The organism is Pseudomonas hunanensis, from assembly GCF_013393325.1.
GTDB lineage: Bacteria > Pseudomonadota > Gammaproteobacteria > Pseudomonadales > Pseudomonadaceae > Aquipseudomonas > Aquipseudomonas putida_P.
In genome coordinates, this window is record NZ_QJRC01000095.1 from 705,209 (window position 1) to 718,590 (window position 13,382).

Here is a 13,382-nt window from a genome sequence, read left to right on the forward strand (position 1 = left end):
GCCCAGGAGCGTGCAGGCCCGCCCCCGGTCACTGATGAGGCGCGATTCCATGGACAGCATTCGCGGCAGCGCATTGCTGCAATATGACCAGCTACTGGTCGAACACGGTGCTGCGCAGCGGGACTTTCTGGCCCCGCTGCACATTGCCCCGGATGTGGTCGGCAACTACGGCAAGCACCTACCCTACCTGAGCCTGGTGCAACTGTTCGAAGGCAGCGCGCACGCCCTGAGCCTGCCCCGCTTCGGCCTGGAGCTAGCATTGCGCCAAGGCTCGACCCTGGTCGGCCCGCTGCGCCACCTGGCCAACTCAGCCCCCACCGTAGGCCACGCCCTGGTGGCGGTAATCCGTTACATGCGCCACTACAGCCCGGCTATCCACTTTCGCCTGGAACACCGCGCCGGGCAGGCCATGCTGTTTTTCGACAACGGCCTGCCGAGTTCCGAACAGACGCCGCAAATTGTCGAGAAATCAGTGATGGGGGCGCGGCTGCTGATTGGCGAGCTGCGCGGCGCGCCACTGCGGCCACGGGCGGTGACCTTGCGCCACGCCGCGTTGGGCGATGCCTCGGGCTACACACGTTACTTTGACTGCCCGGTGCTGTTCGGCCAGGCCCACAACAGCCTGGTGCTGGGGGCTGACGTACTGCAAGAAGCCTGCGTGCACCATGACGCCGACCTGCATGCCATCGTCCGCCACTTCCTGGAGAACCAGGCCGTCCCTTGCGACAGCCTGCTGGCCTCGGTAGAGCGCAAGATCCAGATGCTGCTGCCCGCCCAACGCTGCACCCTGGAACAGGTGGCGCTGGCCTTGAACATGAATTCACGCACCTTGCAACGGCACCTGGCCAGCGATGGTATCGAATTCGAAGGCTATCTGGACGGTATTCGCCGCCGCCAGGCACAACAGATGCTACGCAAGACCACCTTGTCTGTCGGGCAGATCGCCAACGAGCTGGGCTATCGTCGTACCACCTCGTTCTGCCGTGCGCATTTGCGCTGGTTCGATATCACGCCGCTTGAGCATCGACGGCAATACGGCGACCCGGTGATCGCCGCACTTTGAGTAACGCTCAGGCGTCCTTGCCATCGCCACCTGGCTCCCGCGCCGGCGCGGCAAACCACTTCTCACGCGGCACCCACTTCTCCTGAGCCGGGTCGCCCAGGTAATGCGGCGACATGATCTGCACGCCGTATTCATTGAATACATCCTGGATGTTGGCGTGCAACAGGCTCAACAGCTCGGCGCGCGGCCGTGGCTCGCTGGGCACCGCTTGGCCCACCAGGCGGTATTCGGGATAAAAGTCCGAGAGCCCGGTCTGGAACACCTGCGGCCTGGGTTTGGCAAGAATGCCCTCGGTGCGCTGCGCGGCCTCCACCAGCATCGCCTCGACCTGACGCCAGGGCGTGTCATAGCCGATGGTGACCACCGTATCGACGATGTACCCCTGGCCCTGCACCACCCGTGAATAGTTGCGCGTCACCGACCCGGTGATCATCGAGTTGGGCAGCGTCAACACCTCGCCCAAACCGGTGCGGATGGTGGTGTTGAACATGCCCACCTCGGTCACCGTGCCTTCGTTATCCCCTACCCGCACGTATTCACCGGCCTTCAGTGTGCGCGAATACGTCAGGATCAGCCCCGCCGCAGCCTGCCCGACCACGCTGGAGGCACCCAGCGAAATCATCAGGCCCAACAGCACCGAAAGCCCTTTGAAGGCATCGGTACCAGAGCCCGGCAGGTACGGGTAAGCCATCACCAGGGCAAACAGCCAGATCGCCAGTGAAGTTAGCCGGGTGGTGGGCTGCAAGGTTTCTTCGGTCAACCACTTCAGCGTACCCGGGCGGGCCATGCGCTCCAGCACGCGGCGGCTGAAGCCGCTGATGCCGCGGGCGATGAAAAAGATCATGACGGCCACGGCAATACCGGGAATGGCATGCAGAATGCCGTCGAGCAGGTAGCGCAGCAGGTCGAGCAGATGCACGTTGAGGCTTTCGCCCCACGGCCGGGTATAGGGGAATTGCGACAGCACGAAGCTCAGCCACTGGTAGCCAAGCAGCAAGACGATCACCCAGTACATCAGGCGCAGCAGCCGGTCGATCACAAAGTACACATACTGCATGTCGAACAGCGGCAGTTGGCCTACCTTGATCTGCCGGGCTCGTTCTCGCATCAATTGCGGCAAACGGCCGCGCAGTCTGCGTCGGCCCAGGTTGGCAGCCTTGATCAGCAGCACGAACACCAGTGTCGCGACGGCGGAAAAGCCCAGCGCCTTGAGCAGAAAACGCAGGCTGCGCGCCTCGCCGGTTTCATCCACGACCTGACGCAACGTGGCCGCAGCCTGCTCGGCCGCCTCCCGGGTGTCGCCACCCTCCACGCCCAGGTCCTGCGGGGCGACGATGAAGGCCCGCCGCCCACCTAGCAGCACCAGGTGGCTGTTGACGATGGGGTCGACGCTGACTTTCAGCTCGTCGGTGCCGCGCAATGCCTCATCGATCACCGCCGTCGCCCGCTGCGCGCGCGCGGCCGGGGTCTCGCCGAGCAAGGTGGCGTGGAAGGTGAAGATGCTGCGGTTGGCGATGCGCAGTTCTGCCGGTTCACCCGGCACGCCATCGGTCGCGCTACCCACCGCATCCTTGCCATGCCCCGCCAGCGGCAGCAAGGCACACAGCATCAACAGCGCAGTCAACAGACGGTTCATTGCTCACTCCCTGGCCGATAGTCCTGTAGTGATAGCACAGGCTTCACTGGCCGGTACTGGGGCCAAGGAACCAGCGATAATACGGGTTGTCGCCGTCGCTGCGGGCCAGTTCGCGGGCTTCCCGCGCCCAGGCCTGGCGGTTGCCGTTGTAGGCATGCAAGCTGAGGCTGTAGAAAAGTGCCAGGCTGCGCCACTGGTCACTCACCGCGCTGGCGAAGCCTGGTTCCGCGCCCTGCAGCGGTGGCGTGCTGCGCAGGGCCAGCAAGGCTGGCAGCACACGGGTGATTTCCCGGGGGCGCACCCACGGCGCGTACTCGATGCGTGGCTGATCGTCGGTCACTGGCAATGCATCGCCGGCGTAACGTTCAAGCCCGGCACGGTCGGTAATCCAGGTGGCCAGCAAGGCCTCTGGCGAAGCGACACCCACCTCGGCCAGCGTCTGGGCCACGCTCGCTTGCGCCAGGCGCTGGCGGATACGCGGTACATCCAACTGCAATGGCTGCAATGAGCCGATCAGCAGCATTTCGTGGAACTCAGTGGTCCACAGCGTGGCATGGGGGAAGACATCGATGAAGCTGCGCACCAGCGAGCGGCTGTCTTCGTCGTTCTGGGTCGGCAAGGGCAGCCACTGCGCGACCAGGCCAGCAGGTTGCAAGCGGGCGGCGGCCAGCTGATAGAAGTTGCGCGAGTACAGGTTGACCACGCCGGCCGCCGAGGGTGGCGGTGGTTCCAGGGTGATCAGATCGTAGCGCGCCTCACTGCGCAGCAACTCACGGCGACCATCGCGCAAGCGAATGTCCAGGCGCGGGTCCGCCACCGCGGCATAGTTGCCTTTGAAACGGGGCGCCGCCTGCAAGACTTCAGGCAGCAATTCGGCCACCACCGGGCGCTCCAGTCCAGGGTAACGTAGCATCGCCCCGGCGGTGATACCGGTGCCAAAGCCGATCACCAAGGCCGAGCGCGGCTCGCCATTGTGGATCAGCAACGGCAGCAAGGCTTGCAAGCGCATGTAGCGCAGCGATGGCATGGCGTCGCCGGTATTGGAAACACCCTGGATGTAAAGGCGGCTGAAGGTTTGCCCCTGGCGCCCTTGGGTGACCACTGCCACCGTGCCGCCCTTGCCCTCATGGTAGTAGGTGAGTTGCCCGTTGCGTGCGCCTGGCAGCAGCTCGGCCAGGCGCTGCGGCGGCATCAACAGCACCACCAGCACGGTTGCAGGGGCCACCAGGCACACGGCCAACGCAGCAGGGCGACGTACACCCTGGCCACGCCACACCGCCACCAACCCTACCAGCACGGCCATTGCGGCAAGCGCCCCCAAGGCACGTACCAGGCCCAATTGCGGCACCAGTACGAACCCCGTGAGCAGCACGCCGGCGATGCCACCCAGGGTGTTGAGCGCCACCACCGCGCCCACATCGCGCCCCACATGACCGCTGTCCACCACCAGGCGCAAGGCCAGTGGAAATGCGGCGCCCAGCAATGTGGTTGGAAGCAACACCATGCACGCGGCCGCCACCGCGAAACGCGCGCACATGCCGAGCAGTTCGTTGCCAGTCAGCTGCAGGGCGAACAGTTCGGCCTGCGTCTGGGCCTGCACCAGCCAGCGGCCCAGCCCGGCAAGCTGCAACAGGGCAAGCAGCCCGGCAATGGCAATCAACAGCCCGAACACACCCCAAGGATCACGAATTCGGTCGGCACGCCTGGCATACAGCGCACTACCGGCCAGCAGCCCGGCCAGGTAAGTGGCCAGCACCACGGCAAAGGCATAGGACCGGGTGCTCATGAAGGGCACGATCGACTGGCTCCACACCACCTCGTAGCCCAGCGCCACTCCCCCGGCGATGCAATACAGGGCGATGGCCAGGCGTGCCTGCGGCGAGCGTGATGTCGACGAGGCATTGGCAAGCGGCGGCAAGCTCACTTCTCGCCGGTAAGAAAGCCAGGCACCCAATGCTGCCAGCAGGTTCAGGCTGGCAGCTGCGCAGGCGCTGCCTGTAACGCCAAGGCGCGGCAGCAGTACGAAGGCCGCCGCTAGCGTGCCGGCAATCGCGCCAGCGGTGTTCGCCGCGTACAAGCGCCCACCCGCCTCTGCCAACTGCCCGGTGACAGGCGCCAGCGCGCGCACCAGTACGGGCAAGGTACCGCCCATGAGCAAGGCCGGTACGCCCACCAGCACGAAGGGCAGTGCCCAGGCCAGCAGGCCGGCACTGGCCTCGAGGCGGGCGAACGGTCCGGCGGCATGGGCCAGGCCAAGGGTGGCGCCGAGCCCCAGCAGCGCAACGGCGAGCTCAAGATAAACGTACAGGCGCACTGGGCGTTGCAGGCGGTCGGCCCAACGCCCGAACAGCAGGCCGCCAAAGGCAAGCCCGGCAAAAAAGGCACTGATACCGGTGGCGACGGCATGCACTTCCACGCCCACGACCAATGACAGTTGCTTGATCCACAGCACTTGGTAGACAAGACCGGCAGCACCGGAGAGGAACAGCAGCGTGGCAGGCAATGCGAGCAGTGGACGGGACTGGGTGCGAGGCTCACGGGAAACAGCGGAAGATGCTGCAGGTGATGCCATGAATGAGCGCCTTGTGCATGCGGGTAAAGATGCAGGAGCGAGCACGCCCGCCCCTGCGGTCATGGCACTACAGTGTAGACCTCACTGCTTGTTCATCTTTTCTTCAATTTTCTTGTCCACGTCAGCGCGGATCTGGTCGATGCTGAAGCTGGCCGGCCGCTGGCTAGGTGGGTACTCGACAAAGGTTTGCAGGAATGCCGCAGACTTCTTCACGGCATTGAAAACCAGGTAGTCGTTTTTGGTCAGCCAGTCGTAGTACTGGTCAGACACGACGTCAGCCCGCTCGTAAGGGTCCATGCGCAGGTTGAACATCTTCGGTACCCGCAGGCAGGTGAACGGCTCGCTCCAGACCGCAAAGCCGCCCGGCGCACGTTGCTCGCAGAACACGACCTTCCAGTTATCGTAACGCATCGCCACGAGCTCGCCGTCATCGTTGAAGTAATAGAACTCGGTACGCGCACTCTTGTCAGTCTTGCCGGTGATGTAGTCCAGCTGGTTGAAACCGTCCAGGTGCACCTTGAAGTTCTTGCCTCCCACGTCTGCACCCTTGAGCAGGCGCTCCTTGATGTCGGTGTCACCCACTGCGGCGAGTAGCGTGGGGAACCAGTCCATGCCCGAGAACATCTGGGTGGAGATGGTGTCCGGCTTGATGTGATTTGGCCACCGTACCATCGCCGGTACTCGGAAGGCCCCCTCCCAGTTGGAGTTCTTCTCGTTGCGGAACGGCGTTGTCGCCGCATCTGGCCAAGACCACTGGTTCGGGCCATTGTCGGTGGTGTAGACAACGATGGTGTTGTCGGCCACCTTCAGGTCGTCGAGGGTCTTAAGCAACTTGCCGACGTCCCCGTCGTGCTCGAGCATGCCATCGGCGTACTCGTTGCCCACCATGCCGCTCTGCCCCTGCATCGACTCGCGCACGTGAGTGAAGGCGTGCATGCGCGTGGTGTTCATCCACACGAAGAACGGCTTGTCGGCCTTGACCTGCTTGTCGATGAAGTTGATCGCCGCCTGGGTGGTTTCGTCGTCGATGGTCTCCATGCGTTTCTTGGTCAGCGCACCGGTGTCCTCGATCTTGCCGTCGGCGCTGGACTTGATCACGCCACGGGGCGAGGCTGCCTTGACGAAGTCCGCGTCGTCCTTGGGCCAGTAGGGACGTTCTGGTTCTTCTTCGGCATTGAGGTGGTAGAGGTTGCCGAAGAACTCGTCGAAGCCGTGGTTGGTCGGCAGGTACTCGTCCTTGTCGCCCAGGTGGTTCTTGCCGAACTGGCCGGTGGCATAGCCATGGGCCTTGAGCGCTTGAGCGATGGTAACGTCGCGTGCTTGCAGGCCCACCGGTACGCCAGGCATACCGACCTTGGACAGGCCGGTGCGCAATGCCGACTGACCGGTGATGAACGTCGACCGGCCGGCGGTGCAGCTGTTTTCCGCGTAATAGTCGGTGAACATCATGCCTTCCTTGGCGATACGGTCGATGTTCGGCGTCTGGTAACCGACCACGCCCTTGCCATAGGCACTGATATTGGTCTGGCCGATGTCGTCACCGAAGATGACCAGGATGTTCGGCTTGTCCGCCGCACTGGCCAGCCCCGCCCCAAACGTTGCCGTTGCCGCGAGGGCGGCCGCCGACAACCATGCTCTACTGGACTTCATAGCTACGCTCTCCGTTTCACGTCACTGCTGTCGTCCACGACTGCTGGCACGGCGATCGCCGTGCTGCTGCGGCTGGTTGATGAATCATTGCGGTGTTTCAAAGGGGTAGACACGGCGCCATTCACTGGCCATGTCGACCACGGTCCAGCCCTTGGCGGTGGCTTGGTCCAGGGCTTTGTCCAGGCGCCCGACCGAACTCTTGCGGTCATAGGCCCATTCGCGGTGGGCATCGGTGTGGTGGACCAGCCCGGCAAAGCGTCGGCCCTTGCCCGCTTTAGTCCACTGCAGCATCTGCAGGTCGCCGTCGGAATTACCGAACGCCAGCAGCGGTCGGCGGCCGATGATCGAATCGATGCTCACCGGCTTGCCCGGGCCGTCGTCGTTGTGCACTACCTTGGGCAAACGCTGGATGCTCAGCTTGCCCTGTTGGTCCTGAAACGAAGCCTCCAGGGTCGTGCCGATCACCTGCTCCGGCGGGATGCCATACACCTCGTCGGCAAAGGCGCGCATGAAGGCGACCTCGCCACCTGACACGATGTAGGTCTTGAAGCCGTTGTCACGCAGGTAGCCCAGCAGCTCGAGCATTGGCTGGAACACCATCTCGGTGTACGGCTTGCCGGTGCGTGGGTGACGGGCGCTGACCAGCCAGCTGCGGCTGCGGGCAATGAAATCCTCACTGCTCATCCCCGAATGGGTGGCCGCGACGATCTTGAGCATGCCGTCCATGCCTTGCGCCGCCAGCGCCTGGTGATCGTTCTCCAGTACCGCCTTGAACGGCTGCTGATTACGCCACTGCGGGTGCTGCGGCGCCAGGCGCTTGACCTCATCCATGGCGAACAGCACTTCAAAATACAACGGTTGCTCGCTCCACAGCGTGCCATCGTTGTCGAACACCGCGATGCGCTCGGCCGGGGCGACATAGTCGGGGCCACCTTGCTGGGTGACCGCGCCAACAAAAGCCACGATGGCCTGGCGCGACGGCCCGTCACGCCAAGAGGCCAACGGCTCGGCGGCCAGCACCTGCAGGGCCGGCACCAGCAGCAAGACACATAACAGCGCACGAACGGAAGCGGTGCTCACCAGGACCTTGCGCATGGCCAATCATCCCTGCTTGAGTTGCCGACCTGACAGCTAGGCTGTCAGGGATTGAGTTGCTTGAGCGCGTGCTTGCCGACAGGCTTGGCTGGGTGCGCCTCAACCTGTTGCCGCAGGCTGTACAGCAGGCTCAGCCTGGCATCGGCGGGGGGTGGCCGAAGGCGCCCGGCAGCATAGAAATCCTGCAAAAAGGCTAGCAAAGCCTCTTCGCTTTGCCTGCCACGAGGATGTTCACTTGACGACAGCGTGCGCTGGCCTGTGGCCCGACGCAGCCACAGATACATGGCATCCAGCCGTGCCGGCTCGCTGGCGCACTGTCGACGAGCCTGACGCCAGGCGTAGTTCGGTGAATTCAGCCAGGCCTGCTGGCGGCCAGCCCGCCAGCGCTTGAAGTGCAACCAGGCGCCCTGCCCCCAAGCGCGACCGGCCCAGCCCACCCCGCCCACCAGCAACGCCAGCAGCACCAGCACTACCCAATGGCTAGCGATGCTGATTTGCGCGCCTCGGCCAAGTGCGCGCAAATCTTCGCTCAAGGAGAACGGTGCCTGGTAACTGCCCTTGCCCACCTCCATGTTCAGCGCTGGCACCGAGGCCGTGCGCGGTTCACCACTCGCAGCGTCCACCCACGTCACTTCGATGGCAGGCAGCCGATAGTGCCCAGCGGCAGCGGCCACATAGGTCACGCTGTCCTCGCGCTGGCCGCCCAGGGTGCCACCGCGCCCGTCGCTGACCGGTGACACGATTGGGGTCTGCACGTAGCGCTTGAGGCCATCGACCTCGGCAAAGATCGGCGGCGGAATCAGCATTGCCTGGCCCCCGCGGGCCACGATGTGCAAACGGCGGGTGATGCTATCCCCAGCGCGCAGCGGCGTGTGCGAGCGCTCGATGGCCTGGCTGACGTCGAGCGCCTGTGCCACCAAGCGCTGTTCGCCATCGCCACCGGCCTGCCCTTTGGCGGCAAACGACAAGGGTTGGCTTTGCACTGTCTGCGCAGCGCTGGCCTGGCCAGGATGGACACGGATTGTCAGTGCCGGAACCGTGAACGACTGCGCCACGCTCGGTGTGATCTGATAGCGGTAGCGCAGGCCGAAGAAGGCTTTGCCATCGAGCCGCTGATTGAGGTGCTCAGCCTCGCCACCGGGCGGGCTGACCACGGCACCGGCCAACTGCAACACCGGCAGCTCCGGCGGCGCGGTGAACCAGGTGTCGACCAGCAAATCGACCTCGAGTGTCACACTGGCCCCGACCATGACCGTTGTATCCGGCACCAAGCGCGCCTGCACCCGTACCTCGGGCTCGGCGGCGATGGCAACGGTTGCCAGGCCAGCCAGCACCAGCACCACCAGGCGGATCATGGCGCCTCCTTGGCCGCTTGCTGCGCGGCGGCATCCTGGATCGAGAACTTGCGCTTGAGAAACTGCGCAGGGGACGTGGTGAGGTTGTTCAGCCACAGCTGGTCGGAGGCCGCCTGCGGCGGTTTCTGCTGTTGTTGCTGGTCGCCGGCGGCGGGAGTCTGATCCTCCACCACCTTGTCGGCCTTTTCGTCAGGCGTGCCGGCTTGCTGCTGGCCCTCATAGTCCTTGAGCAACGCCTCGGCCAGCGCCAGGTTGGCCTTGGCCTCGGCAAAGTCAGGTTGCAGGCGCAGCGCCTGGCGATATGCCGCTATTGCCTGCGGGAACTTGAAAAGCCGTACATAGCTGTTGCCCTGATAGAACCAGGCCGGTGCCGTGTCCAGCTTGCCCAGGTTCGCCAGCGCGGCCGGGTAGTCGGCCGCTTCGTAGGCGGCAACGCCCTTCCAGTAAGGGTCGCGAAAGTGCGCGGCGGCCTGCGGGTAACGGCCATGCTCGAATGCCCAGCGCCCTTGCTGGTCAGCCGTGAAAAACGCATCGGCCAATCCCCCGGCCCTGACGGGCTCAGCGCCTGTCCCCAGCAGCACGGCCAACAAAAGCCCCGGCAGCCAGTTCACCCGCCAGCCACGTCGCACGCTCAACAGCACCACCAGCAACAACGGCCAGCACAGCCAGTAACCGGCATCTTTCCAGTGCACCTGGTCGGCTTCGGCACTGGCGGCCTTGAAGTGCCGCTGGGCATGCAACTCGACCCAATCCAGGTCGTCATCGTTCAGCGATAAACTGCCCAAGGGTGCATTGGCGGCCTTGGCCAGGCCCTTGAGGCCCTGAACGTCGAAGCCCCCTAGCACCGGCCGGCCCAGGGTATCCAGGCGCGGCATGCCCTGGGCGTTGCGCAGGGGGCCGGTGGACTGGCTGCCGACAGCCAGCACCAACACTTGCAACTGCGTGCCGGCCAGCCGCTTGGCGATGGCGTCGAACTGGCTGGCATCGGCGCCATCGGTCAACAGCAGCAAGGTTCCAGGGGACTTTTCCGCACCCAGCAGCTTCAAGGCCTCGTCGATCACGCCCAATACATTCTTGCCGGGCGCGCTCATCAAGTCGGTCGACAAGGCTTGGATAAAGGTATCCAGCAAGCCTGGGTCTTCAGTGCAAGGCAACACCAGATGCGCACTGCCGGCATAGGCGATCAGGCCGGTACGCGCGCCGCCACGGCGCATGACCAGGTCGTGCAAGGTATGTCGGGCTGCGGCCAACCGGCTGGGCGGCACATCGTCGGCATCCATCGAGGGCGACAGGTCCACGGCAACGATCAGCGGTGCGCGGTCGTCGAGAAAATCAGGTGTGTCCTGCTGCCAGGTCGGCCCGGCAGCGGCAATGGCACTCAACACCAGTGCCGCACCCAGCAGGTGGACCGGGCGCAGCCGCCGCGCGTGGGCCGGGGTGATCATCAGGTGCTTGATCAGGTGTGGAGCGATGATGCCGCTCAACTGATGCCGCAGATCGTGTCGGCGCAACCACAGCAAGGGCAGCACGACACCCGGCACGATCAGCAGCAACCACCAGGGGCGAAGGAAGTGAAAGGCCGCAAGGTCGATGGTCATGCCTGCACCTGCGCAAGCCGTGCCCGGACCAGGGCCAGCAGTTGCCCCGCCAGTAGCAAACCGGCTGCCATACCCAATGGCCAGACGAACAAGTCACGCTTGGGCTGGTGGCTGAAGGTCTGCACCTTGTGCGGGGTCAGGCGGTCGAGGGTGGCATACACCTGTTGCAGCGCCTGGCGGTCGTCGGCGCGGAAGAATTGCCCGCCGGTGGTGCGGGCGATTGCCTGCAAGGTCGTCAGGTCGACCTTGGCGTCACCAGTCGCCTGCGGGTCGCCGATACCAATGGTATGTACCACGATACCGTTGGCCTGGGCCAGGTGGGCCGCATGGTCAGGGGTAATGGCACTGCTGGTGTCATTGCCATCGGTCAGCAGGATCAGCACTTTCTCCTGCTCTGGGGTCTTCTCCAAGGCTTTGATGGTCAAGCCGATGGCGTCGCCCAGCGCGGTGTTTGGCCCAGCCATGCCGATCCCCACCTCATCGAGCAACAGCAACAGGCTGGCATGGTCGAGGGTCAACGGCGCCTGCGGATAGGCACCGGTACCAAACACGATCAGGCCAATGCGGTCATCCTTGCGCCGGGCGATGAAGTCGCGCACCACGGACTTCACCGCGCTAAGGCGGTCGCTTTTAGCGCCATTGGCGTCGGCATAGTCGGTCGCTTCCATCGACTGGGAAATGTCGATGGCCAGCATCAGGTCACGGATTGGCTGCTCGCGCTGGATCGGCTTTTCCACCAGCACAGGCCTTGCGCAAGCGGCCACCAGCAGGCACCACACCAGCAGGTTCAGCAGTACATGCCCTTGCCCGCTGCTGGCCCTCCCGGGCTGCTTGCCGACAGCGCGGCTCATGGCTGCGAAGAAGGGTACCCGCAACGCGCTACGGCCTTCCTGGTACGGGCTCAGCGCACGATAGGCCAACCACGCCAGCGGCAACAGCAGGAACACCCACGGGTAGTCAAAGCGCCACATGGTGCCCCTCGATCCAGCCACGGCTGGCACCGAACAACGCGTTCGCCTGCTGCGTGTCCAGCCGGCGCAAGGTCGCGTCCGGCGCGTAGGCAAGCAACTGCAGGGTGTCGGCAAAGCCCGATGGCAGCGGCCGGCGGGCGCGCTGGTCGAGGAAGCACTGCCATTGCGCGCCGGCCAAGCTCGCCACGGGCGGCGCATCCGGCATCGACAGCGCCACACGCTTGAGCAATTCGGGCAGTTCACGCAACGCCACAAGCCGTTGTTCACCCTCACTCGCTGCCAGCTCATCAAGCCGGGCCAGCGCTTCACGGCGGTACCGGTCGCGCCGCCAACGGTGCCAGCGCAGCGCCCCACAAAGGCAGGCCAGCAACAGCACCAGTACGCCAAGCACCCACCAGGCCCAGGTCTGCGGCAGGTAGCTGAACGGCGGCACACCCGGCGTCAGCTCGCGCAACTGGTCGATGGAGGGGGCGGCAGCGTTCATCGCGGCACCTGAGCCAGGCGGCCCAGCTCGCGGCGCAGTTGCTGCAGGCTGTCATCGGCGGTGCTGACCCGCATCAATGGCACCTGGCTACGGCGCAGCAGTTCGGCCACACCCTGCAGGCGCCCGGCAAGAAACTCGGCCAACGGCCGGTTGATACGCCGCTGGCCCACCGCCAGTTCGACCTGCTCGGCGCCTTGGGTGACATTCAACCGCCCCTTGTCCGGCACCTGCAGGGCAATCGGGTCATAGACCTGGATGGCGATCACATCATTGTGCAGGCTCAGCCGGCGCAACAACGGCAAGGTTTCGGCCGTAGTGCCGGCAAAATCGCTGATGATGCAGATCAGGTGGTCGTGACCGGCACTGGCGGCGCAGCTACGCAACACCTTGTCCAGCTGTGCATCGTTTTCCTGATCAGCGGCATAGGCTGACAGCCGATGATTGGCTTTGACCACTGCGCTGCACAACGCTTCAACCCGTGCTCGGCTGCGCAGGGGCCTTACATACTCTACCCGTTGGCCATCGAAGACCATGCCACCCACCCGGTCACCGGCGTGAAAGGCCACCCAGCCACAGATCGCCGCCAACTGCGCGGCGCTGACCGACTTGAAGTAACGCTGCGAGCCGAAGTACATGCTCATGCGCTGGTCGACCAGCACCAGGGTGGGCCTGTCACGCTCCTCGGTGAAGGTGCGCACGAAGGGCTTGCCATAGCGCAACGACGCGCGCCAGTCGAGGTGACGCAGGTCATCGCCGGGCAGGTAGCGGCGCAGCTCGTCGAAACTCAGGCCCCTGCCTCGCAGGCGTGAGGCATGGTTGCCGGAAAGGATGCTCGCAAGCGGCTGGCGCGCGACAAAGCTCAACCCCTGGGCACGGGCCTCCAGCGCCATCAACTCGGCAAGCGAGGCATAGGCGAAACCATCCGGCACTACCATGTTCGCATCCATGGGCAAGTCCG

10 protein-coding genes are annotated in these 13,382 nt (G+C 64.6%); 1 reads left to right on the plus strand and 9 read right to left on the minus strand.

Annotated features, from left to right (window positions below):
* Nucleotides 1–49 precede the first annotated feature (49 nt).
* A complete protein-coding gene (locus tag DM807_RS20065) occupies nucleotides 50–1,063 on the plus strand; it encodes an AraC family transcriptional regulator (protein ID WP_179027793.1) in 1,014 nt (337 codons plus the stop codon).
* Nucleotides 1,064–1,070: 7 nt separating this feature from the next.
* Here the strand turns inward: DM807_RS20065 and DM807_RS20070 are convergent, their stop codons facing one another.
* The 9 genes from DM807_RS20070 to DM807_RS20110 all read right to left on the minus strand — a co-directional run bounded on the left by DM807_RS20070 (nucleotide 1,071) and on the right by DM807_RS20110 (nucleotide 13,371).
* Nucleotides 1,071–2,699, minus strand: a complete 1,629-nt coding sequence (locus DM807_RS20070; protein WP_012272671.1) for a mechanosensitive ion channel family protein — start codon at nucleotides 2,697–2,699, stop codon at nucleotides 1,071–1,073.
* Between the two features lie 43 nt (nucleotides 2,700–2,742).
* A complete protein-coding gene (locus tag DM807_RS20075) occupies nucleotides 2,743–5,271 on the minus strand; it encodes a fused MFS/spermidine synthase (RefSeq protein WP_179027794.1) in 2,529 nt (842 codons plus the stop codon).
* A gap of 81 nt (nucleotides 5,272–5,352) precedes the next feature.
* Nucleotides 5,353–6,921 carry an arylsulfatase gene (locus DM807_RS20080; protein ID WP_179027795.1) on the minus strand — a complete coding sequence of 523 codons (1,569 nt, stop codon included), beginning with the start codon at nucleotides 6,919–6,921 and terminating at the stop codon, nucleotides 5,353–5,355.
* Nucleotides 6,922–7,005: 84 nt separating this feature from the next.
* Nucleotides 7,006–8,016, minus strand: a complete 1,011-nt coding sequence (locus tag DM807_RS20085; RefSeq protein WP_060492494.1) for an HAD family hydrolase — start codon at nucleotides 8,014–8,016, stop codon at nucleotides 7,006–7,008.
* A gap of 44 nt (nucleotides 8,017–8,060) precedes the next feature.
* Nucleotides 8,061–9,371 (minus strand): BatD family protein, encoded by a 1,311-nt coding sequence (locus DM807_RS20090; RefSeq protein ID WP_179027796.1) that lies wholly within the window; start codon nucleotides 9,369–9,371, stop codon nucleotides 8,061–8,063.
* Nucleotides 9,368–10,969, minus strand: coding sequence for a VWA domain-containing protein (locus tag DM807_RS20095; RefSeq protein WP_179027797.1), 1,602 nt, complete (start codon nucleotides 10,967–10,969; stop codon nucleotides 9,368–9,370). Before DM807_RS20095 ends, DM807_RS20090 begins: the two co-directional genes overlap by 4 nt.
* Nucleotides 10,966–11,940 (minus strand): VWA domain-containing protein, encoded by a 975-nt coding sequence (locus DM807_RS20100; protein ID WP_179027798.1) that lies wholly within the window; start codon nucleotides 11,938–11,940, stop codon nucleotides 10,966–10,968. Before DM807_RS20100 ends, DM807_RS20095 begins: the two co-directional genes overlap by 4 nt.
* On the minus strand, nucleotides 11,927–12,424 hold the full coding sequence (locus DM807_RS20105) for a DUF4381 domain-containing protein (RefSeq protein ID WP_060492491.1): 498 nt from the start codon (nucleotides 12,422–12,424) through the stop codon (nucleotides 11,927–11,929). Before DM807_RS20105 ends, DM807_RS20100 begins: the two co-directional genes overlap by 14 nt.
* Nucleotides 12,421–13,371 (minus strand): DUF58 domain-containing protein, encoded by a 951-nt coding sequence (locus DM807_RS20110; protein WP_012272679.1) that lies wholly within the window; start codon nucleotides 13,369–13,371, stop codon nucleotides 12,421–12,423. The genes DM807_RS20105 and DM807_RS20110 overlap by 4 nt, the downstream gene beginning before the upstream one ends.
* Nucleotides 13,372–13,382 lie beyond the last annotated feature (11 nt).